At 75.2% G+C, this 21,659-nt stretch carries 16 protein-coding genes and 1 pseudogene; 10 read left to right on the forward strand and 7 right to left on the reverse strand.

Annotated elements, in window-relative coordinates:
* Positions 1-35: 35 nt before the first annotated feature.
* The gene (locus tag ACIGZJ_RS04960; protein WP_396455966.1) at positions 36-884 is read right to left on the reverse strand and encodes an iron-sulfur protein; all 849 of its coding nucleotides are present in this window, start codon (positions 882-884) and stop codon (positions 36-38) included.
* A 201-nt stretch (positions 885-1,085) separates the two neighbouring features.
* On the opposite strand from ACIGZJ_RS04960, the gene ACIGZJ_RS04965 reads away from it, so the two are divergent.
* From ACIGZJ_RS04965 to ACIGZJ_RS05010, 10 genes and pseudogenes are all read left to right on the forward strand, one after another.
* Positions 1,086-2,048 (forward strand): FecCD family ABC transporter permease, encoded by a 963-nt coding sequence (locus ACIGZJ_RS04965; RefSeq protein WP_396456230.1) that lies wholly within the window; start codon positions 1,086-1,088, stop codon positions 2,046-2,048.
* Positions 2,045-3,160, forward strand: a complete 1,116-nt coding sequence (locus ACIGZJ_RS04970) for a FecCD family ABC transporter permease (protein ID WP_396455967.1) — start codon at positions 2,045-2,047, stop codon at positions 3,158-3,160. Before ACIGZJ_RS04965 ends, ACIGZJ_RS04970 begins: the two co-directional genes overlap by 4 nt.
* Positions 3,157-3,984 (forward strand): ABC transporter ATP-binding protein, encoded by an 828-nt coding sequence (locus ACIGZJ_RS04975; RefSeq protein WP_396455968.1) that lies wholly within the window; start codon positions 3,157-3,159, stop codon positions 3,982-3,984. Before ACIGZJ_RS04970 ends, ACIGZJ_RS04975 begins: the two co-directional genes overlap by 4 nt.
* A 95-nt stretch (positions 3,985-4,079) precedes the next feature.
* Positions 4,080-5,090, forward strand: a complete 1,011-nt coding sequence (locus ACIGZJ_RS04980) for an ABC transporter substrate-binding protein (RefSeq protein ID WP_396455969.1) — start codon at positions 4,080-4,082, stop codon at positions 5,088-5,090.
* 88 nt (positions 5,091-5,178) lie between these two features.
* Positions 5,179-6,384, forward strand: a complete 1,206-nt coding sequence (locus ACIGZJ_RS04985; protein ID WP_396455970.1) for an acetyl-CoA carboxylase biotin carboxylase subunit family protein — start codon at positions 5,179-5,181, stop codon at positions 6,382-6,384.
* Positions 6,366-8,174, forward strand: a complete 1,809-nt coding sequence (locus ACIGZJ_RS04990) for an IucA/IucC family protein (protein ID WP_396456231.1) — start codon at positions 6,366-6,368, stop codon at positions 8,172-8,174. Before ACIGZJ_RS04985 ends, ACIGZJ_RS04990 begins: the two co-directional genes overlap by 19 nt.
* 68 nt (positions 8,175-8,242) lie before the next feature.
* A pseudogene (locus ACIGZJ_RS04995) lies at positions 8,243-8,875 on the forward strand (MFS transporter); the annotation flags it as partial.
* A 660-nt stretch (positions 8,876-9,535) separates the two neighbouring features.
* Positions 9,536-11,290, forward strand: a complete 1,755-nt coding sequence (locus tag ACIGZJ_RS05000; RefSeq protein WP_396456232.1) for an IucA/IucC family protein — start codon at positions 9,536-9,538, stop codon at positions 11,288-11,290.
* Complete coding sequence (locus tag ACIGZJ_RS05005) at positions 11,287-12,522, forward strand: type III PLP-dependent enzyme (protein ID WP_396455971.1); 1,236 nt, start codon at positions 11,287-11,289, stop codon at positions 12,520-12,522. Before ACIGZJ_RS05000 ends, ACIGZJ_RS05005 begins: the two co-directional genes overlap by 4 nt.
* A gap of 224 nt (positions 12,523-12,746) precedes the next feature.
* Entirely contained in the window at positions 12,747-13,547 is an 801-nt protein-coding gene (locus ACIGZJ_RS05010; RefSeq protein WP_396456233.1) for an inositol monophosphatase family protein, read from the forward strand.
* Between the two features lie 33 nt (positions 13,548-13,580).
* On the opposite strand, the gene ACIGZJ_RS05015 is transcribed toward ACIGZJ_RS05010, so the two are convergent.
* The 6 genes from ACIGZJ_RS05015 to ACIGZJ_RS05040 form a co-directional block, all read right to left on the reverse strand.
* Positions 13,581-14,768, reverse strand: a complete 1,188-nt coding sequence (locus ACIGZJ_RS05015; RefSeq protein ID WP_396455972.1) for a cytochrome P450 — start codon at positions 14,766-14,768, stop codon at positions 13,581-13,583.
* A gap of 44 nt (positions 14,769-14,812) precedes the next feature.
* Positions 14,813-15,583 carry a tRNA-dependent cyclodipeptide synthase gene (locus ACIGZJ_RS05020; RefSeq protein WP_396455973.1) on the reverse strand — a complete coding sequence of 257 codons (771 nt, stop codon included), beginning with the start codon at positions 15,581-15,583 and terminating at the stop codon, positions 14,813-14,815.
* Positions 15,584-16,067: 484 nt separating this feature from the next.
* Positions 16,068-17,546, reverse strand: coding sequence for a pyridoxal phosphate-dependent decarboxylase family protein (locus ACIGZJ_RS05025; RefSeq protein ID WP_396455974.1), 1,479 nt, complete (start codon positions 17,544-17,546; stop codon positions 16,068-16,070).
* A gap of 32 nt (positions 17,547-17,578) precedes the next feature.
* The gene (locus ACIGZJ_RS05030; RefSeq protein ID WP_396455975.1) at positions 17,579-19,111 is read right to left on the reverse strand and encodes a diaminobutyrate--2-oxoglutarate transaminase family protein; all 1,533 of its coding nucleotides are present in this window, start codon (positions 19,109-19,111) and stop codon (positions 17,579-17,581) included.
* A gap of 175 nt (positions 19,112-19,286) precedes the next feature.
* On the reverse strand, positions 19,287-19,979 hold the full coding sequence (locus ACIGZJ_RS05035; RefSeq protein ID WP_392931740.1) for a response regulator: 693 nt from the start codon (positions 19,977-19,979) through the stop codon (positions 19,287-19,289).
* Positions 19,976-21,601, reverse strand: a complete 1,626-nt coding sequence (locus ACIGZJ_RS05040; protein ID WP_396455976.1) for an ATP-binding protein — start codon at positions 21,599-21,601, stop codon at positions 19,976-19,978. Before ACIGZJ_RS05040 ends, ACIGZJ_RS05035 begins: the two co-directional genes overlap by 4 nt.
* Positions 21,602-21,659 lie beyond the last annotated feature (58 nt).

Genomic DNA, 21,659 nt, shown 5'->3' on the forward strand with positions numbered 1-21,659 from the left:
TCAGGGGGCGGGCACGCGGGAGAATACAACCGCCGTCACACCGCGGGCTGTTCCAGGCGGAGCAGCCGCTCCTCGTCGGAGGTCCGCGGGCAGGTGAGGCAGGCGGAGTCCGGGCGGATGGCGTAGTACAGGCAGCAGCCGAGGCGGGTGCGGGTGTGGTGGGCCGTGCCGTCGGAGCCGGTGAGCCGCCGGAAGTCGGCGGAGCCGGGGAGCGGGAGGGTACCGCCGGGGAGGACGGCCTCGGCGGCGGCCACGGAGGCGTCCTCCTCGCCGAGCATCCGGCCGAGGTACCAGATGGCGGAGGCCAGATCGTCCGTCACCATGCCCCACAGCGCCCGTGTGCCGCGCCGGGTGGCGGCGGCGAAGGCGGTGAGCAGCGGTTCGGCGTGGCCGACGACGGCGGCGCGCAGTTCGGCCCGGAGCTCGTCCTCGCCGGACAGCGGGATGTCGCCGGGCAGCGAGACGTGGCCGCGCGGGCGCAGGGCGAAGTCGCCCGTGGGGGCGTGCAGCCAGATGCCCGCGGGGTCGATCACCGGGACCCGGCCGGCCAGGAACCAGGGGCCGGCGAGCAGGGCGCAGGCGGTCCAGAGGTAGTGGTGCAGCAGCCGGGAGGCGGTGACGTGCGGTCGCGGCTCCCTGCCGTGTTCGGCGGCGATCCGGGCGGCCTCGCCGGCGAGGGCGGCCTCCAGCGCCTCCGGAAGACTGCTCAATTCGACGGCCGAGTACCAGCCTTGACGGCTTGACGGGTCGAGGTCGTGATCGCCGAGGAGTCGCACCCGGAGCGCGGGGCAGCGGTCGAGCAGCTGCTCGTAGTCGGCGCGGCCGGACTCCGCGGGGCACGGCGGCGCCGGCGCGGGCAGCACGGGCGGCGCGGGAAGGGGCACTCCCGAGATCATCGGCACTCCCGAGATCGAATAAGGTGAGGCTCACCTTATAGGCCGTCAGTGGGTGGTCCGGACCAGGGACACCCGGACTTGACTAAGTAAGGGTTGCCTAACCTAATATCTCACCCCGTGCTGAGAATCGAACCGCCGGCCTCCACGGCCCCGGCGGCGCTCCTACCCCCGGCGGTACGGCGGCCCGCGCTGCTGGCCGCCGGAGTCTGCGCCCTGGTGCTGTGCGCCGCACTGAGCCTTGCGCTCGGCTCCCGACCCATCCCGCTGTCCACGGTGGTCCACGCCCTGGCCGGGACCGAACACCACGGCGACGCCGACGTGGTGACGGGCCTTAGGGTCCCGCGGACGATCATCGGCCTCGCGGTCGGGGCGGCGCTCGGCGTCGCCGGGGCGGTCGCCCAGGGCGTCACCCGCAACCCGCTGGCCTCGCCGATCACCCTCGGCATCAACGCGGGTGCGAGCTTCGCGGTGGTCGCGGCGATCTACGCCTTCGGGCTCACCCGTCCGGTCGAGTACATCTGGTTCGCCGTGACCGGGGCGGCCGTCACGGCCGTCGCGGCGTACGCCGTGTCCCGGCACGGCGGCGACCTCGACCCCGTCCGGCTCGCGCTCGGCGGCACCGTCCTCACGGTGGTGCTCACCTCCTGGACGTCCGCGCTGATGCTGGCCGGCCACCGCACGCTGGACGAGGCCCGGTTCTGGCTGGCCGGGTCGATCGCCGGGCGCCATCTGGACACCCTCACACCCGTCCTGCCGTTCCTGGTGATCGGGTTGATCGCCGCCTTCGCCGTCTCGCCCTCGCTCAACGCGCTCGCACTGGGCGACGAGGCCGCCCAGTCGCTCGGCGTGCCGGTGGCCCGGATCCGGGTGATCGGCGGCCTGGCCGTCGTGCTGCTGGCGGGCGGCGCCGTCGCGGTCGCCGGACCGGTCGCCTTCATCGGTCTGGCCGCCCCCCACCTGGTCCGTCCGCTGCTCGGCAACGACCACCGCTGGCTGCTGCCGGGCTGTCTGGTCGCCGGTCCGCTGCTGCTGCTCGCCGCCGACGTCCTCGGCCGTGTGGTGGCCCGGCCCTCCGAGGTCGAGGTCGGCATCGTGACGGCCTTCCTCGGCGCGCCGCTGCTCGCGCTGCTGGCCCGGAAGGTGGCCCGATGAGCTCCGCCGGCGCCACCGGCCCGTCCACCGCGGTGAACCCCGTCGGCCCGGGCAGCCCCGGCACCGCCCCGGCCACCGGCACCGCCCGGGCCCGCCGACCGGCCCGCCACCGGGCCCGGACCAGGACCGCGCTCTGGTCGGCGGCCGCCGCCGCCGTGCTCGTGCTGCTGACCGGAGTCGCGCTCGGCACCGGCCAGGTCGAGATGTCCGCCTGGGACGCACTGCGCGCCCTGGCCGGCCTCGGCGACGCCGGGAACGTCCTGGTCGTCCAGGAGTTCCGGGCGCCCCGGGTGGTCTCGGCACTGATCGCGGGCGCGGGCCTGGCGGTGGCCGGCTCGATGCTCCAGCGGCTCTTCCGCAACCCGCTGGCCTCCCCCGACACCGTCGGCGTCACCGGCGGCGCGTCCTTCGGCGCGGTGCTGACGCTCGCCACCGGAGCCTCCCAACAGCTCATCCCGCTCGCCGCACTCGGCGGCGGCCTGCTGGCCGCCCTGCTGCTCGGCGCCTTCGCCTGGCGCTCCCGGATGGCCGTCACCCGCCTGGTGCTGGTCGGCCTGGCGGTGCAGCAGGGCCTGGCGGCCGCCGTGAACCTGATGATCGTCCGGTTCCCGGCCGAGCTGGCCTCCTCCGCGATGCAGTGGACCACCGGCTCGCTGTACGGGCGGAACTGGACCGAGGTCTGGATCGGCGGCACCGCCATCGGGCTCGGCATGCTGGCCGTCCTGCTCTGCCGGCACCGGATCTCCGTGCTCGACCTCGGCGACGACTCGGCCGGCGGGCTCGGGCTGAACCCCGGCCGCGAGCGGCTCCGGCTGCTGCTGCTCACCATCACCCTGGCCTCCCTGGCCGCCGCGCTCACCGGGCCGGTCGCCTTCGTGGCCCTCGCCGTACCGCACCTGGTCCGGCTGCTGGCCGGTCCGCCCACGCTCGGCACGCTCGGCCTCACCGCGCTCACCGGAGCCGTCCTGCTGCTCTCCTCCGACCTGCTCGTCCTCCATGTGATCCCCGTCCACGGGCTGCCGGTCGGTGCCGTCACCGCCACCCTCGGCGCGCCCTGGCTCCTGGTGCTGATGATCCGCCAGAGCCGGCTGCCCCAGAGGAGCAACCGATGACCTCCCCTTCCGCCGCACCGGCGGGCAACCGCCTCGCCGCCCACGGCCTGGACCTGCGCTACGGCAACCGGGTGATCGTGGACGGCCTCGACCTGGAGCTGCCCGGCGGCGCCGTCACCGCGATCGTCGGCCCGAACGCCTGCGGCAAGTCCACCCTGCTGCGCGGCCTGGTCCGGCTGCTCGGCCCGGCCGCCGGCACCGTCACCCTGGACGGCTCCGACATCCACCGGATGCCCGCCCGGGCCCTCGCCAAGCGGATGGGCCTGCTGCCCCAGCAGCCCGTCACGCCCGAGGCGATCACCGTCGAGTCGCTGGTCCGGCTGGGCCGCTTCCCCCACCAGCGGATGCTCAGCCCGTGGTCGAAGGCCGACCAGGCCGCCGTCGAGGACGCGCTGGCCCGCACCGGCACCGCCGAGCTGCGCGACCAGCAGGTGGACCGGCTCTCCGGCGGCCAGCGCCAGCGCGCCTGGATCGCGCTGGCACTCGCCCAGGACACCGAACTGCTGCTGCTCGACGAGCCGACCACCTTCCTCGACCTGCGCCACCAGCTGGACGTCCTGGACCTGGTCGCCGACCTGCACGCCGAGGCCGGGCGCACCGTCGTGATGGTGCTGCACGACCTCGGCCAGGCCGCCCGCTACGCCGACCACCTGGTCGTCCTCCAGGGCGGCCGGCCGGCCGCCGCCGGACCGCCCGCCGAGGTGCTGACGGCCGACCTGGTGGAGGCCGTCTTCCAGGTGCCCTGCCTGGTCGTGCCCGACCCGGAGACCGGTACGCCGCTGGTCGTCCCGAGAGCCCGGGCACGGCGGCACGCCACCGCCTGACCCCGGCGGCCCCGGCCCCTCAGCACGCCTGCCTCACTCACCCCGAGTCCCGCTCACCCGGTAACGGCTCCCCCACCCGAGACAAGGAACCCGTCATGACCCGCTCCGCCCGCACCCGCAGGATCCCCGTCGCCCTGCTCGCCGTCACCCTCTGCGGCACGCTGCTGGCCGCCTGCGGCAGCAGCGGCGGCACCGGGGACGCCGCCAAGCCCGGCGACTCCGCCGCCTCCGCCGGATCCGCCGCCGGGTTCCCGCGCAGCGTCGCCCACGCCGCGGGCACCGCCGAGATCAAGGCCCAGCCCAAGCGCGTCGTCGTCCTGGACAGCGGCGAGCTGGACGATGTCACCCTGCTGGGCATCACCCCCCTCGGCGCGGTGTCCCCGCATATGAAGACCGAGGGCGGGTTCCCGAACTACCTCAAGGACAAGATCAAGGACACCAAGGACGTCGGCCCGATGAACGAGCCGAACCTGGAGCTGATCGCCTCCCTCAAGCCCGATCTGATCCTGTCCTCCAAGGTCCGGCACGCCAAGGTCTACGACAAGCTCAACGCCATCGCGCCGACCGTGCTCGCCGAGACCACCGGGTTCCCGTGGAAGGAGAACCTCGCGCTCTACGCCAAGGCCCTGGGCAAGGAGGCCGAGGCCGGGAAGGCGCTGGCCGACTACGAGGCCCGCGCGGCCAGGCTCGGCGAGGCGATCAGGGCGAAGAGCGGCGGCACCGCGCCGACCGCCTCGGTGGTCCGCTTCGTGGCCGGCCCGACCCGGCTGTACCAGAAGCAGTCGTTCAGCGGTGTCGTGCTGAAGGACGCCGGCCTCGGCCGCCCGGCCTCGCAGGACGTCGACCAGTCGATGCTGGAGGTCGGCGCCGAGCAGATCAACCAGGCGGACGCGGACCTGGTGTTCGTCACCGTCGCCGACGACCCGACCAAGACCAAGCAGAGCGAGGTCCAGGGCACCTCGGTCTGGAAGGGCCTGAACGCCGTCAGGAACAACAAGGTCTTCACCGTGCCGGACGAGACCTGGATGTCCGGCATCGGCGTGCAGGCCGCCGACGCGATGCTCGTCGACATCGCCAAGGCCGCGGGCGTCGACGCGCCCAAGTAGTAGTCGCTGGAGGGGGGTGGGCATCGCGGCGCCGGCCCGCCCCCCCTATCCGGGCCCGCCCCTGTCCCACCTCGCAGAGGACACCACCATGCGGCTGTACCTGCTCGCCCTGAACCCCACCGACTCGGTCACCGACGGCTTCCTGCCCGCGGCCGCCCGGCTCGGCCTCGACGTCACCGTGCTCACCGACTGTCCGGACCTCCACCGACGCGCCTACGCGGGGCGGGAGTTCGCACCCGAGGTGCTGGAGTGCGAGGTGCGGGACTTCCGCGAGGTGGTCAGCCTGGTCTCCCGCCACCACACCCCCGACGCGGTGTTCAGCAACAGCGACCACCTCCAGACCCAGACCGCCCTGGCCGCCGAGTACTTCGGGCTGCCGGCCAAGGACTGGAAGGCCGCACTGCGGGCCAAGGACAAGGGCCAGCTCCGCCGCCACCTCGCCGCGGCCGGGGCGGACGCCGTCTGGTCCGCCGAACTGGCCCCCGGGCAGGACCCGGCCGAACTGGACCCGCCGTTCCCCTGCGTCGTCAAGCCGCGCGAGGGCGTCGCCAGCGAGGACGTCACACTGGTCGCCGACGCCGCGGAACTGGCGCTCCGCTCCCGGGAGATCCAGCACCGCCGGACCGGCGCGTCCCTGGTCGTCGAGGAGTTCCTGGACGGGCGGCTGTACACCCTGGAGACGCTCGGCGACGGCCGCCGCCGCCATGTCCTCGGCGGCTTCCGGACCACGCTCTCCCCACCCCCGCACTTCATCGAGGAGGCCCTGGAGTTCGTCCCCGGCCACCCGCAGGCCGTCCTCGACCAGGTCCTCGGCCAGCTCGACGCGCTCGGCGTCGGACTCGGGGCCTGCCACACCGAGTTCGTGCTCCAGCCGGACGGCCGGGCCCGGCTCATCGAGGTCAACTACCGCGCCATCGGCGACCAGTGCGACCTGATGCTGGCCGAACTCCTCGACATCCCGCTGTTCGAGCACATCCTCGCCGTCCACCTCGGCCGCCCGCTGCCCGAGGACCTCACCGAACGCTGCGCCGCCGCCGGCCGCCGGGCCCGCAACCAGGCCGTCTGCGCCGACCGCGCGGGCACCCTCACCGCCGCCCCCGGCCCGTACGACGAGCAGCGCGACGGTGTCAGACTCGCCTACCGCCCGCTGCGCACGGTCGGCGAACGCCACGAGCACTACCGCACCAACCGGGACTACCTCGGTGTGATCTGGGCCGTCGGCACCGACCAGGCCGCCGTGGACGCCTCCGTCGCCCGCTTCACCGCCGCCAACACCTGGGAGATCACCCCGTGAGCACCGCCGAGCAGTTGACGCTCAGGGTCCTCTCCGCGCTACTGCGCGAGGACGTGCTCGGACTGCGCACCCGCGGCCGCCTCCAGGAGTGCGCGGACGGCCGCTGGATCGTCCTCGACCCGGCCGGCGCCGCCCTCGCGCTGCCCGTCCTGGAGGAGGGCTTCCAGAGCGAGTACGCCGCCCGGCTGCCGCTGGTGGAGCTGTCCGGCCGCCCGGTCACCGGTCTCGACGGCATCCTGGCGGCCCTCGCCGGCCTTGCCGACCCCGAGGACCGGCCCGGCTGGGACGCCTTCACCGAGGAGTGCCGGCAGACCCTCGCCACCATGGAACTGCACGACCGCGTCCGGGGCGAGGTGCACACCGCGCTCACCGACCTGTACGGCGCGGACCCGGCGTACTGGACCGGACCGGCGGCCGCCCTCGGCCACGACACCCTCGCCGCCTACCTGGACCACCCGGTCTATCCCACCGCACGCGGCCGCTCCGGCCTCACCGAGTCGCAACTACGAAGCCACGCACCCGAGTTCCACCCGGCCTTCGAACTGCGCTGGCTCGCCGTCCCGGCCGGCAGCGTCACCCGGCACGGCGAGCCGCCGCCGCCCAGCTGGTGGCCCACCCCGAGCCGGCTCGGCCTCCACCTGGAGGGCGGCGACGCCGCCTGGGCCACCCTGCCGGTCCACCCGCTCACCGTGGCGGCGCCCCCGGGCGAGGCCCCCCGGACCGACTCCCCGCCGACCGGTCGGCCGCCGGCCGGATCACCCCTGACCGAGGCCCTGCGCGCCACCGGGCTGGAGGGGCGCGCCGTCCTCGCCGACCGCCCGTACCTGACCGTCGTCCCCACCCTCTCGATGCGCACCGTCGCGGTCGCCGACGACCCCACCTGCCACCTCAAACTCCCGCTCGCCACCGCCACCCTGGGCCGGCTCAACCGCCGGACCATCAAGCCCGGGACGCTGCGCGACGGCGCGGCCGGACAGCGGCTGGTCGAGGCCGTCCTGGCCCGCGAGCCGCGCTTCGCCGACCGGATCCTGCACGCCGACGAACAGACCTGGGCGCACGCCGGCCACGAGCTGCTCGCCGTCCTGCTCCGCCGCCACCCCACCGGCCTGGACCGGGCGGTGACCGTCCCACTGGCCGCCCTGCTGGCCCCCGCGCCCGGCGGCCGACTCGTCCTCGACCACCTCGCCGACCGGTTCCACGGCGGGGACCCGGTCGCCCTGTACGACGCCCTGCTGGAGCTGCTGCTCGACTGGCAGACCACGCTGTTCGGGTACGGCATCGCCCTGGAGTCCCACCAGCAGAACACCTCGCTCGTCCTGGACGAGGACGGCGGCCTACGGCTGCTCTACAAGGACGACGACGGCCCGCGGGTGCACACCGCCCGGCTCGCCGCCGCCCTGGGTGAACTCGCCCCCGGGCCGGACGCGTTCGACGACGCGCGGATCCTCGGCGAGGACGACCGCCCGCTGACCGACCTCTTCACCACCATCACCGGCCATCTCTGCACCGGCGCCCTGGCGTTCGGCCTCGCCGAGCACGGGCGGGCCGAACTCGCCGACACCCTCGCCCTGTTGCGCAGGCGGCTGACCGAGGCCGTCGAGCGGATCGGCCCGACCGGCGAGCCGCTGCGCACCGGACTGCTGGACGCCGAGCGGCTCCCGGTCAAGGCGATGGTCACCGCCGGCACCCTGCTCAGCAAGCAGCGCTCGGGCGCGGCCGACATCAACAAGCACTACACCAACGGGCCCAACTACCTGCTGGCGGAGGGCCCGGCGGGGCTCGCGCGGTGACGGTGAACGCCCTGGCGCAGCCCTCCGGCCGCGACACCGCCCGCTCCGGCGGGCTCGGCCGCCGCCAGGTGCACGCCGTCGCCGCCTGCTACTTCGTCGCCTCCTTCGCCGCGCTCGGCCTCCCGCCCTACCTGACCGCCGTCCTGCCCGCGCTCGGCGATCCACAGGGCCGCTGGGCGGGCGTGCTCTACATCGTGCCGACGGTGTTCAGCGCCCTCGGCGCCCCGCTCTGGGGTCGCCTCGCCGACCGGTTCGGCCGCAAGCGGCTGCTGCTGCGCGCCCAACTCGGGCTCACCGTCTCCTTCCTGCTGGCCGGCGCCGCCGACAGCCTGTCCGCCTTCACCCTCGCGCTGGTCCTCCAGGGGTTCCTCGGCGGCACCTTCGCCGCCACCAACGGCTATCTCGCGGCCGCGCTCGACGGCTCCCGGCTGTCCCGCGCGCTCACCCTGATGCAGGGCAGCGCCCGGGCCGCGCTGGTGGCGGCGCCGATCCTGGTCGGCGTGCTGTCGCCGTGGATCGACCCGCACCGGCAGTACCTGGTGATGGCCGCGCTGCCGCTGGCCGCCGCCGCCCTGCTGGTACTGCTGCCGGAACCGGGCCGGCCGGCCGCCCCCGGCCCGTCGACGGCCGGGCACACCGAAGCCGGGCACGCCGGTGCCGAACACCCCGAAGCCGGGCGCCCCGAAGCCGTCGAGGCGGTGCCCCTGCGGGCGCTCCTCAGCTACGAGTTCGCCTTCGTCTTCGCCACCGTCATCTCCTTCCCCTATCTGATAGCGCTGGCCGGCCAGCGCCTCCCCGGGGTCTCCGGCACCACCGCGGGCGTGCTGTTCGCCCTGCCGCACCTGTGCTACCTGGCGTTCGCCGCCCGCACCCACTCCGCCCTCCTCGACCGCCCGCACACCGGGATCGCGCTCGGCTTCGGCTTCGTCGCGCTCGGCCTGGCCGGGCACGCCGTCGCGTACTCCCTGCCGGTGTTCGTCCTGGCCCGGCTGCTGCTCGGCGCCGGACTCACCCTCGGACTGGTCGCCCTCTCCGTCCTGGCCGCCAAGGCCGCGCGCGGCCGGGCGCCGGGGCGGATGTTCGGCACCCTCGAATTCACCTCCAAGGGCGGCGCCGTGGCCGCCGGCGCCGTCGCGGCGCTGGCCAACGACCGCTTCGGCGCCGCCGCCCCCGTGCTGGTCGGCACCGCCGCCGCACTCCTGGCCGCACTCGCGGCCACCGCACCAGCCTTCCCGTTCCGCGTCCCGCCAGCGTTGGAGTCGCCGATGACCCGCCAGCCGACCGCCCACGAGCCGACGACCATCGACCCGCCCACCGAAGCGGCCCGCGCCGAGGCGGCACCGGCCGAACCGTCGCCCCCGATGCCGACGGCCGGCCGGGACGCCGAGGGCCCGGACGCCGACGGCCTGCCCTCCGCCGACCGGGCGGTGGCGCACACCCTGCTCAACTGCCTGCTGCGCGAGGTCTCCGGTCCCGAGCACCAGACCGCCGCCACCGACGGCCGGCTGCTGGTCCGACTGCCCCGGCGCGGCGCCCTGCTGCGGGTCGCACTGCGCCGCATCTCGCTGCTGGGCGCCCACCGGTTCACCGGCCCGGTCGAGGAGGAACGCGCCGACGGCTGGGCGGAGTTGACCTGGCGCGAGCTCGCCGGGTACGTCCAGGACGAGCTGGAGCTGCGCACCGGCACGGCGAACGAGGAGTTCCTCGACCAGCTGGCGTCGAGCCATGCGGGAGTGCTGGCCGGGCTGACCTCCCGCCCGGCCCCCGGACCGGACCGCTACCTGGAGTCCGAGCAGGCCCTGCTGTTCGGCCACCGCTTCCACCCCGCACCCAAGTCGCGCTCCGCCGAGCGCGGCGACTGGCGGTCCTACGCACCGGAGTCCAGGGCCGCGTTCCGGCTGCGCCATCTCGCGGTACGCGAGGAGCTGATCGCCGAGGAGTCCCTGGACGCCTCCGCCACCGCGCTGCTGGACGGCCTGGGCGAGGTGCCCGCCGGCTACCGGCTGCTGCCCGCCCACCCCTGGCAGTACCAACTCCTCGACGACCACCCGCGGTTGCGCGACGCACTGGCCGACGGCGACATCCTGGACCTCGGCCCGGGCGGCGAGCCGTTCACCGCCACCGCCTCGGTGCGCACCCTGCACGGCGCCGGCGCCTTCCTGAAGTTCAGCCTCAACGTCCGGATCACCAACTGCCTGCGCAAGAACGCCGCCTACGAGCTGACCGGCGCGGTCGCGCTCACCCGGCTGCTGGCCCCGGCGCTCGCCGACCTGGCCGCCCGCTTCCCCGACGCCGCGATGCTGCGCGAACCGGCCTTCCGCACCCTCGCCCTGCCCGGCGCCGACGGCCGCCCGGACGCCGCGCTGTACGAGGGCTTCGGCCTGATCGTCCGCGAGGGCTTCGCGGGCGTGCTGCGGCCCGGCACCACCCCGCTGCTGGCCGCCGCAGTCGCCGACGAGCACCCGACCAGCTCCGCGCAGATCGGACTACTGCTCGGGCCGGACGCGGACGCCCGGCAGGCCCTCGACTGGTGGACCGCCTATCTGCGGCTGCTCGTCCCGCCCGTACTCGCCGCCTACTTCGACCACGGCGTGGTCCTGGAGCCGCACCTGCAGAACGTGCTGATCGGCGTGGACGCGGCCGGGTGGCCGGCCCAGGTGCTCTTCCGCGACCTGGAGGGCACCAAGCTCGTCCCCGGACAGAACGCCGCCGTGCTGGCCGCGCTGCCGCCCGAGGTGGCCGGCCCGATGGCGTACGACGCGGAGCGCGGCTGGGACCGGGTGGTGTACTGCCTGCTGGTCAACCACGTCGCCGAGCTGCTCGCCGCCCTCGCCGACCACCACCCCGCCGCCGAATGCGCGCTCTGGGCGGCCGTCCGGCACACCCTGGAGGCGTACGCGGACGCCCACGGCCGCCCGCCCCGGCTGCGCGCGCTGCTCGCCGGGGTGCCGCTGCCGGCCAAGGCCAATCTGCTCACCCGCTGGGAGCGCAAGGCCGACCGGGCGGCCGGGTACGTCCGGCTGCCGTCCCCGCTGGCCGGAGCCGTGCTCGCGGAGGCCGCCCGGCTGCCGGCCGGCCCGGCCCGCCCGCTCACCCCGGCCGGGGGCCCGCGATGACCGCCACCGGACCCGTCCGCCGGCACGTGGCCGGCCTCGCCTCGCAGGCGCTGCCCGCGTACGTCTACGACCTCGCCGCCCTGCGCGCGCACGCCGCCGAGGTCCGGGCGGCACTGCCCCGGCAGGTCGAGCTGTACTACGCCGCCAAGGCCAACCCGGAGGCGCCCGTGCTGGCCGCGCTGCGCGGGTCGGTGGACGGGTACGAGGTGTCGAGCGGCGGCGAGTTGGCCCATGTGCGGCACGCCGTGCCGGACGCCCCGCTGGCCTTCGGCGGGCCGGGCAAGACGCCCGCCGAGATCGCGGCCGCGGTCGGCGCCGGAGTGCACCGCTGGCACGTCGAGAGCGAGCAGGAGCTGCACCGGCTGGCCGCCGTGCTGGCCGACCGGCCACCGGCCGTGGTGGACGTGCTGCTGCGGGTGAACCTCCCGGTGGCGGCGGGTGCGCTGGGCTCGGTCGCCCTCGCCATGGGCGGGCGCCCGACGCCGTTCGGACTGGACCCGGACCGCGCCGAGGAGTGCGTCCGGCTGCTGTCCGGGCCGCTCGGGCGCCGGCTGCGGCTGCGCGGGGTGCACGCCCACCTGGCCAGCGGGCTGGCGGCGGCGGAGCAGCTGGCCGTCGCCGGGCAGATCGTCGACTGGTCGGCCGGGCTGGCCGACCGGCACGGCTTCGCGCTGGAGGAGGTCAACGTGGGCGGCGGCATGGCCGTCGACTACGCCGATCCGGCCGCCCGCTTCGACTGGCCGGCCTTCGGCAGGGGGCTGGCCGGGCTGTTGGACCGCCACCCCGGCCTGACCCTGCGGATCGAGCCGGGCCGGGCGCTGACCGCCTACTGCGGCTGGTACGCGACGGAGGTGCTGGACGTGAAGCACAGCCACGGCGAGGACTTCGCCGTGGTCCTCGGCGGCACCCACCACCTGCGCACCCCGGCCACCCGGGGGCACGACCAGCCGTTCTCGGTGCTGGCGGTCGAGGAGTGGCCGCACCCGTGGCCGCGGCCCGCGGTACGCACCGGCCGGGCGAGCCTGGCCGGCCAGCTCTGCACCCCGAAGGACGTCCTGGCGCACGCCGCGCCGGCGGCCGCGGGTCTGCGGACGGCGGACCGGGTGCTGTTCTCGATGGCGGGCGCCTATGCGTGGAACATCTCGCACCACGAGTTCCTGATGCATCCTCGCCCGGGCTTCCACCACCTCGGCGCCGAGGAGCCGCCCGGGGAGGCCTCCCCGGGCCACTGACCTGCGCCGGTGCCCCGGGCGGGGACACCGCCCGGGGCACCGGTCCGGACCGCGGGCGAGCCGGTGCCCCCGCCGGGGTGAACGGCAGCGGGGCTGCGGGCCGAACCCCCACCCCGTGCCAGGTGAACGGCACCGCCTCCGCGCCCCCGGCGAGGGGCTGCCGCAGGTCACCACCGCACAGACGTGCGAGAGTGGTAGCCAGCGAAGGGAGCGGGCACGTGCTGATGGACAAGGTGGCGGAGATCCTCGCCGAGGCGTCGGCCGAGGTGGTCGAGCCGCGGTTCCGGGCGCTGGCCGCGGGCGAGGTGATGGAGAAGGCCCCCGGCGAGGTGGTGACCGTGGCCGACCGCGAGGCCGAGGTGATCATCGAGCGGCGGCTGCGCGAGCTGCTGCCCGTCCCGGTAGTCGGCGAGGAGGCCGTGGCCGCCGACCCGGCGCTCGCCCGGGCGCTGCACTCCGAGCCCGCCGTCTGGCTGGTCGACCCGGTCGACGGCACCTCGAACTTCATCGCCGGCCGCCCCGAGTTCGCCGTGATGGCCTCGCTGGTCCGCGCCGGGCAGACCGTCGCCGCCTGGATCTGGCAGCCGGTCACCGCCACCTGCTACACCGCCGAGTTGGGCGCCGGCGCCTGGCGCGACGGCCGCCGGCTGACCCGCCCGCCGGCCCCCGCCGTACCGGCCAAGTGGCGCGGTTCGATGAAGAGCCGCTTCCTCGCCCCGGCCGACCGCGAGCGGATGCAGCGCAACGCCCACGCGGCGTTCGGCGAGGTCACCCCGGGCCGGCACGCCGCCGGGATCGAGTACCCGGACATCGCCGACGGCGAGCTGGACTTCATCCTCTACTGGCGCACCCTGCCCTGGGACCACGCGCCCGGCTCCCTGCTGGTCACCGAGGCGGGCGGCGTCTCGGCGCGGCTCGACGGCAGCGCCTACCGCCCGGAGGCGCCGGGCGGCGTGGACGGCCTGCTGGTCGCCGCCGACCGGGAGACCTGGGAGCACGTCCGCACCGTCCTGTTCGCCGAATAGCTCCCTGACCCGCCCCGGTACCGGCCCCGCGGGCTACCAGACCACCGGCAGCCGCTCCGGCAGCCGCTTGATGAACCCGGGCCGCCAGGCCAGCTGCTCGGCCGGCAGGGCCAGCCGCAGGCCCGGCAGCCGCTCGACCAGGGCGGTGACGGCGATCTCGGCATGGGTGCGGCCGAGCGCCGAGGCCGGGCAGAAGTGGCGTCCGGCACCGAAGGCGAGGTGCGGGTTGCCGCTCCGGTCGAAGTCGATCCGCTCCGGGTCCGGGAAGACGGCCGGATCGTAGTTGGCTCCCTCGACCAGGACCAGCACCAGCTCGCCCTTGCGCACCGGCACCTCGCCGACCTGCACGTCCGCCAGCGCGATCCGGGGCAGGGCGTCCCCGATCGACAGGTTGACCCGCAGCAGCTCGTCGACCGCGCGGCCGATCAGCGCGGGCTCCCGGCGCAGCCGCTCGGCCAGTTCGGGCTGCCGGGCCAGGTGGATGACGGCGTGCAGCAGGAAGGACGAGGTGGAGACGGCGCCCGCGCCGAACAGCGACAGGGCGACGGTGGCCAGCAGTTCGTCACTGACCCGGTCGGAGACGTCCGGCGAGCGGCGCAGCTCGACGAACCGGCCGAGCAGGCCGTCCTTGGGCTCCGGGTCGGCGTTGAGCCGCTCCACCATGTAGCCGAGGTCCTTGTACCAGTTGGGCGTGGATCCCTCGAACGGCTGGGGGCTGGTGAGGAAGGCGACGTCGATGCCGGCCATCAGCCGTCGCCAGTCGTCGACGGGTATGCCGAGCAGCCGGCAGTGCAGGGCCGCGGAGTAGGGCTCGGTGAACCCGTCCCGGAGTTCGCCCGGGGCGCCCTGCTCGACCAGGGTGTCGATCAGCCGGTGGGCCTCGGCCTGCAGCCAGCCGTCCAACTCCTTGTCGGCACGCGGGGTGAGGGTCTTCATCACGGCGTTGCGCAGACCGGCGCTGTTGATGTTGCCCATGTTGTCGACCACCTCCGGCGGGATGGTCAGCGCGTACTGGCGGGGCACGCCGGGGTTGGCGGTGTCCTTGAGGCTGAACCGCTCGTCCTCCAGGACCTGCTTGGCGAGTGCGTGGCTGCTGACCAGCCAGGCGGGGTCGCCGGTCATGGTGCGGACCGGGGCGACGGGCCGCTCCGCGCACAGCCGCCGCGCCTCCTCGGGCAGGACGTCGCCCCGGCGGGACAGCGGGAAGGTGGGTTCGGTCATGAGGGTGCTCCTGAAGCGTGGGTGAGTGAGCCGGTGGCGGTGGTTCAGGCGGCGTGCGCGGACGCCGCCGGGCGCAGGGGTGCGGCCGGGCGGACCACGGCGTAGGCCTGTCCGGGCTCCGCCCGCAGGCCCTGATCGCGGCCGAACAGGACGGGCGTGAGCGGGAGTTCGAAGTGGTAGCAGCTGACCGAGCTGGGTACGCCGAGCAGCGCCGGGGTGTCCAGGAAGAACGGCAGCTCGGCGGCTATGTACTGCAGCCCGGCGGCCAGTTGGCGTTCGTCCGGGGCGAGCCCCTCGTCCAGCCGGGCGGCCAGGAAGCCGCGTGCCATGCCCTCGGCGGCGGCGCGGAACTCGCGGTCGGATCCCAGCGCGTCCATGACCCGGCGGTGCAGGCGGCGGTAGGCGGGGTGGCCGGTGAACGCGGAGAGCGGGTGCACCCGGACGCCCTCGCGCCGACCGGCCTCCTCAACGCCGCGCTCGATCCGGCGGGCGGTGGCCTTGACCTCCTTGGCGGCCCTGCGGTGGGCGTGTTCGGGGGTGTAGCCGAAGGTCTCGTACTGGGTCCCGACGTGCAGGTCGGCGTAGACGATGTCGATACGGGTGAAGAACTCCCGCCCCCACCCGATGAGTTCGGCGATCCGGCGGTGGCTGAAATAGCTGTTCCCCGGGCTGACGCCGATGAGCAGGTGGTCCCCGAGCCGCCAGATCTCCCGGCAGCGGGCGGAGAACGGCAGCGCCTCGAACACCGCGGGGGCGTTATCCGCCGGGGCGGTTCCGGGGCCCGGCGGGTTGGTACTCAGGGTGGTTTCGCGCATGCGTTTGCCTCCGCGTCACAGGACTGGGCTTCGGGTGGCTTTACCGGGATTCACTGAAATGCAATGCGGGTAGGCAGAGTTCACCGGTTTGTGAGGGTGGGTTCACCGCATTCCGGGTGGCGCGCGCCTGGTCGGGCGGCCTTCCAGCGGAGAGGCGTGTGCGCTTGGTGCAGCGGCGACCACATGAAGTTACCGCCGCGCTTCGGGATCTCCGCAAGCCCTGTCCTGGGGTTGGCGGAATTCGATCACCAGGCGGCCGGAATCAGCCTGTACGAGTGCCCAACGGTATGTCCACGGAGGCTTTCCGGGGGCGGGTGAATATCCCCCGGATACCCTGGCACACCAGTGTGCCTTCCTCCAACATCCCTGCCGGAAAAAGGCGTTGCTTTTGCTTTTCGGGTCACGGGTCACGGTCCGCGATCCGCGAGCCGCGAGCCGCGAGCCGCGAGCAGCAGACGAAGGACCACGGACTACGGACCGCCGACTACGAGGGCTTCGTCTCCCGCCCGGCCCGGACCACCTCGTGGAGCAGCGCGCCGACCTCCGCGGGCGTGGTGTGCGGGTTGAGCAGTGTCAGCTTCAGCCGGACCCGGCCGGGCCCCTCGCCCGGCAGTTCGGTGCGGCCGACCACGGCCCGGCCGGAGCGCAGCAGCAGCCGCCGCAGCGCGCCGTTGACCTCGTCCAGTACGGCCGGGTCGTGGCTGGACCCCGGGGGCCGGTAGCGGAACACCACGGTGGTCAGCACCGGTTCGCAGTACAGCTCCAGTTCGGGCTCGCCCCGGACGGCCTTGGCCGCGCCGAGGGCGAGTTCGTGGCAGGCGTCGACCAGCCGCCCCAGGCCGTCGCGGCCGAGGGTGCGCAGGGTGACGGCGATCTTGAAGGCGTCGGCCCGCCGGGTGGTGCGCAGCGAGCGGCCCAACAGGCTGGGGTATCCGGCGTGTTCGTCGTCGGCCGGGTTGAGGTACTCGGCGCGGCGGGCGAGCGAGACGTAGCTCTCGGCCTGGCGGACCAGGAAGACCCCGGCGGCGGCGGGCTGCCAGCCGAGCTTGTGCCAGTCCAGCGAGACGGAGTCGGCGCGTTCGATGCCGTCCAGCAGCGGGGCCAGCCGCTCGGAGAGCAGCGCCCCGCCCCCGTACGCGGCGTCCACGTGCAGCCAGGCGCCGTAGCGGGCGGCGAGGTCGGCGGCGGCGTGCAGCGGGTCGATGGCGCCGGTGTCGGTGGTGCCGGCGGTGGCGACCAGGGCGATCGGGGTCTGTCCGGCCCAGGTCACCTCGGCCAGGACGCGTTCCAGGGCGGCCGGTTCCATCCGCAGGTGGCGGTCGACCGGGACGGGGACGACGGCGCGTTCGCCGAGGCCGAGCAGGGCGGCGGCGCGCTGGACGGAGAAGTGCGCGGCGTGCGAGGCGATGATCCGCGGGGTGCCGCCGGCCGGGATGCCGTCCAGTTCGACGATGCCGTCGAGCTTCTGGTCGCGCGCCAGCATCAGGCCCATCAGGTTGGACTCGGTGCCGCCGGAGGTGAGCACGCCGGTCGCCTGGGCCGGGTCGTAGCCGACCAGGCCGGCGAGTTCGGCGAGCAGCGCGGTCTCCAGGGCGGTGGCGGCGGGGGCCTGGTCCCAGGAGTCCTGTGAGGGGTTGAGCGCGCTGACCGCGAGGTCGGCGGCGGCCGCGACGGCGAGCGGGGGGCAGTGCAGGTGGGCGGCGCAGGCCGGGTCGGCGGGGTCGGCGGCGCCGTAGGCGAGCAGTTCGGTGAGGCGGGCGAGGGCGCCCCGGCCGCGGGCGCCGCGCAGGCCCTCGGCGACCAGCCCGGCGATCTCGGCGGGGGTGCCGGCCGGGAGCGGGCCGCCGCGCAGGCCGGTACCGGCGTCGAGTGCGTCCAGCACGGTGGCCAGCAGCGGGCCGAGTGCGCCGGGGCCGTCGACGCCGCCGGCGAGGGCGTCGAGCGGGATGGGCTCGTCGGGCATGCCCAGGTCCCCACCCGAGGGGTCGGGGACGGTCACAGCGCCGCCTCCGACCGGGCCGCGCCGGACCGCGCCGCCTGGGCGGGTGCGGTGGCCTTGGACCGCGCCGCCCTGGCGGGTGCGGCGACGGAAGGTGCGGCGACGGAAGGTGTGGCGACGGAAGGTGCGGCGACGGCCGACGCCCCCGTGAGCGCCTCCGCGCCGACCGAGGCGATCGCGTCGGCCAGCCGGTCGAACACGGCCGCGGCCTGTTCGTCGGTGATGGTGAGCGGCGGCAGCAGCCGTAGGACGGCGTCGTGGCGACCGCCGAGTTCGACGATCAGGCCGCGGGCGAGGCAGGCCTCGCGGACCTTCACGGCGAGCGCGGGCGCGGCCGGCCGGGCCCCGCAGGCGTCCGGTTCGGCCCCCGGGTCGACCAGTTCGACGCCGATCATCAGCCCGCGTCCGCGGACGTCGCCGACCACCGGCAGCTCGCCGCGCAGCGCCCGCAGCCGCTCGGTCATCCGGGCCCCGACCAGGGCGGCCCGCTCGGCCAGGCCGTGGGCGGCGACGTACCGCAGGGTGGCCGCGCCGGCCGCCATGGCGAGGGTGTTGCCGCGGAAGGTGCCGGTGTGCGCGCCGGGCCGCCAGCCGTCGTAGTCCTCGCGGTAGACGACGACGGCCAGCGGCAGGCTGCCTCCGATCGCCTTGGAGAGCACCATGGCGTCCGGGACGATCCCGCTGTGCTCGACCGCCCACATCGCGCCGGTGCGGCCGACGCCGGTCTGCACCTCGTCCACGATCAGCGGGATGCCGCGCTCGGCGGTGATCCGGCGCATCTCGCGCAGCCAGCCGTCGGGGGCGGGGACGACGCCGCCCTCGCCCTGGACGGCCTCCAGGATCATCGCGGCCGGTTTGACCACCCCGCCCGAGGGGTCGTCCAGCAGCCGCTCGACGTAGGTGGCGGCGAGGTCGGACCCGGCCTCGCCGCCGATGCCGAACGGGCAGCGGTAGCCGTACGGGTAGGGCAGCCGGACGACCTCGCCGCCGCCGGGCAGCGGCTCCTTGACGGCGACGCTGCCGGTCAGCGCGAGGGCGCCGGCCGTCATGCCGTGGTAGGCGCCGGTGAAGGCGAGCGCGCCGCTGCGGCCGGTGGCGGTCTGCATCAGCTTGAGGGCGGCCTCGACGGCGTCCGTCCCGGCGGGGCCGCAGAAGTGCACCCGGGCGCGTTCGCCGAACTCCCTGGGCAGGCTCTCGAACAGGGCGGTGGTGAAGTCGTCCTTCTCGGCGGTGGCGAGGTCGAGCAGGTGCAGCGGCGCCCCGCTGTCCAGGGTGCGGCGGATCGCCTCCAGCACCACCGGGTGGTTGTGGCCGAGCGCGAGGGTGCCGGCGCCGGAGAGGCAGTCCAGGTAGCGGCGGCCGTCCGCGCCCTCGACGGTCATGCCGTTGGCGCGGACCGGGACGATCGGGAAGGAGCGGGCGTAGGTGCGGGCGGCGGACTCGCGGACGCGCTGGCGGCGCAGGATGGCATCCCCCGGGGCCTGGGCGGGGACGGCGGGCCCGGTGGCGGACTCAGCGGCGAGCGTCAAGGCGAACTCCCAGTAAAGTTAGGTAAGCCTAACTTTACTGGGCTGACCTGCTCGGTCGGCCCCGTGACCGCGAGAACCACCCGAGCGGGTGACGGGGCACCCTCCCGTCCAACGAGCGCCCGGCCGGGAGGTCACGGGCGGGCCCGGCCGCTGATCGCCGCTCACCGCTCACCACTCACCGCTCCCGCCAGCGGTAGCAGAGCTCCGGGCGGCCCACCTGGCCGTACTGCGGCTCGCGCACGGCGCGCCCGGTGTCCACCAGGTGCTCCAGATAGCGGCGGGCGGTGATCCGGGAGACCCCGGCCGCGGCGCCCGCGGCCGCGGCGGAGAGTCCGGCGGCGGACTCCCGCAGCACGGTGGCGACGGTGTCCAGGGTCGGGGCGCTGAGCCCCTTCGGGAGCACGCTGCGCTCGGGCGTGCGGAGCAGGGCGAGGGCCTGGTCGACCTCGTCCTGGCCGGTGGCCTCCCCGGTGCGGCCCAGGGTGTCGCGGTAGCGGGCGTAGCGCTCCAGCCGGTCGTGCAGGGCCGCGCCGCTGAACGGCTTCAGCAGGTACTGCACGACGCCCGCCGAGACGGCCTGGCGGACCATGGCGAGGTCGCGGGCGGAGGTGACGGCGATGACGTCGGTGCCGTGGCCGGCCGCGCGCAGGGTGCGGCAGAGCTGGAGTCCGTGGCCGTCGGGCAGGTAGAGGTCCAGCAGGGTGAGGTCGACGGGGGTGCCGGCCGCGCGGGCGCGCTCCAGGAAGCGCAGGGCGTCGGCGCAGCTGTGCACGGTGCCGACGGCCCGGAAGCCCGGTTCGCGCTCGACGTAGAGGGTGTGGGCGGCGGCGGCCACCGGGTCGTCCTCGACCACCAGGACGGAGATCACCGCGCGACCGCCTCCCGCTGCAGCGGCAGCCGGACGGTGAGCGCCGCGCCGCGCTCGCGCCCGACCTCCACCGTGCCGCCGTTGCGCCGGGCGGCCTGGGCGACCAGGGCGAGCCCGAGGCCGTGCCCGCGGCCGTCCTGCTTGGTGCTCCAGCCGCGCCGGAACACGTCCTCCACCGCGCCCGGTTCGATCCCGGCACCGGTGTCGGCGACCCGCAGCAGGAGGTCCCCGTCGTCGATCCGGGCGGTGACGGTGACCTCGGGCTGGCCGGGCCAGTCGGCGGCGCCGGCGATGGCCGCGTCCACCGCGTTGTCCACCAGGTTGCCGAGCACGGTGATCAGGTCGCGGGCGGGCAGGCCGGGCGGCAGGACGCCGTCGTCGATCCGGCTGTCCTCGGTGAGCGTCAACTCCACGCCCCGCTCGGCCGCCTGGGCGGCCTTGCCGAGCATGAGCGCGGCGAGCACCGGCTCGCCGACCGCGGCGACCACCCGGTCGGTGAGCTGCTGGGCGAGCGCGAGTTCGGCGGTGGCGAACTCCACGGCCTGTTCGTGGCGGCCGAGTTCGATCAGCGACACCACGGCGTGCAGCCGGTTGGCGGCCTCGTGCGCCTGTGCGCCCAGCGCCTCGGTGAAGGACTTCACCGAGTCCAATTCTCCGCTCAGCGCCTGGAGTTCGGTGTGGTCCCGGAGGGTGACGGCGCGACCGAGACCGGTGCCGATGGTCGAGGTGTTGAGCACCACCACCCGCTCGGCGGTGAGGTGGACCTCGTCCCGGACCGGCACCTCGCCGAGCACGGCCGCCACCAGCGCCTCCGGCAGTCCCAGCCCGTCCACCGGTCGGCCCTCCAACTCTCCCTTCAGGCCGAGCAGTTCCCGGGCGGCGTCGTTACAGAGCACCACCCGGTGGGTGCGGTCGAGCAGCACCAGCCCCTCCCGCACCGAGTGCAGCGTGGCCTGGTGGTACTCGTAGAGGTGGCTGAGCTCGGCCGGCCCCATGCCGTGGGTGTGCCGCCGCAGCCGGGAGTTGGCGAGGTAGGTGCCGAGCCCGCCGACCGCCAGTGCGGCGGCCGCGACACCGGCCAGCGCGAGCAGCGGCCCGCGCAGCTGGTCCGTGATGGACCGCACCGTGATGCCCGCGCTGACCAGGGCGACCACCTGCCGCCGCTCGTCCAGCACCGGGGTGACCACCCGCACGGACGGGCCGAGCGTGCCGGTGTACGTCTCGCTGCGGGTCTGCCCGGCGAGCGCCCAGTCGATGTGCCCGAGGAAGGTCTTGCCGATCTGCTCCGGCAGCGGATGGGTCCAGCGCACCCCGGCCGTGTCCATCACGGTGATGAAGGAGACCCCGGTGTCCACCCGGACCTGCTCGGCGTAGGGCTGGAGCACCGCCGACGGGTCGGGCCCGGCGACGGCGGCCCGGACGGACGGCGAGCCGGCGACGGCGCGGGCCACGGCGGTGACCTGGCTGCGGGCCGCGTCCTCGGTGCGGTCGGCGGTGAACAGGTAGGCCAGCACGGCGCCGCCCGCCACCACGGCGGCGACGATCACCACCTGGACGACGAAGAGCTGTCCGGCCAGGCTGCGCACCAGCCGGCGCGGCGGGGGGAGGGTGCGCACGGACATGCCTGACAGTGTGCACCACGCCCGGGCCGGACCCGCCGGAGCCGGCGGGACAGCTCAC

The organism is Kitasatospora sp. NPDC052868, from assembly GCF_044547105.1.
Lineage (GTDB): Bacteria > Actinomycetota > Actinomycetes > Streptomycetales > Streptomycetaceae > Kitasatospora.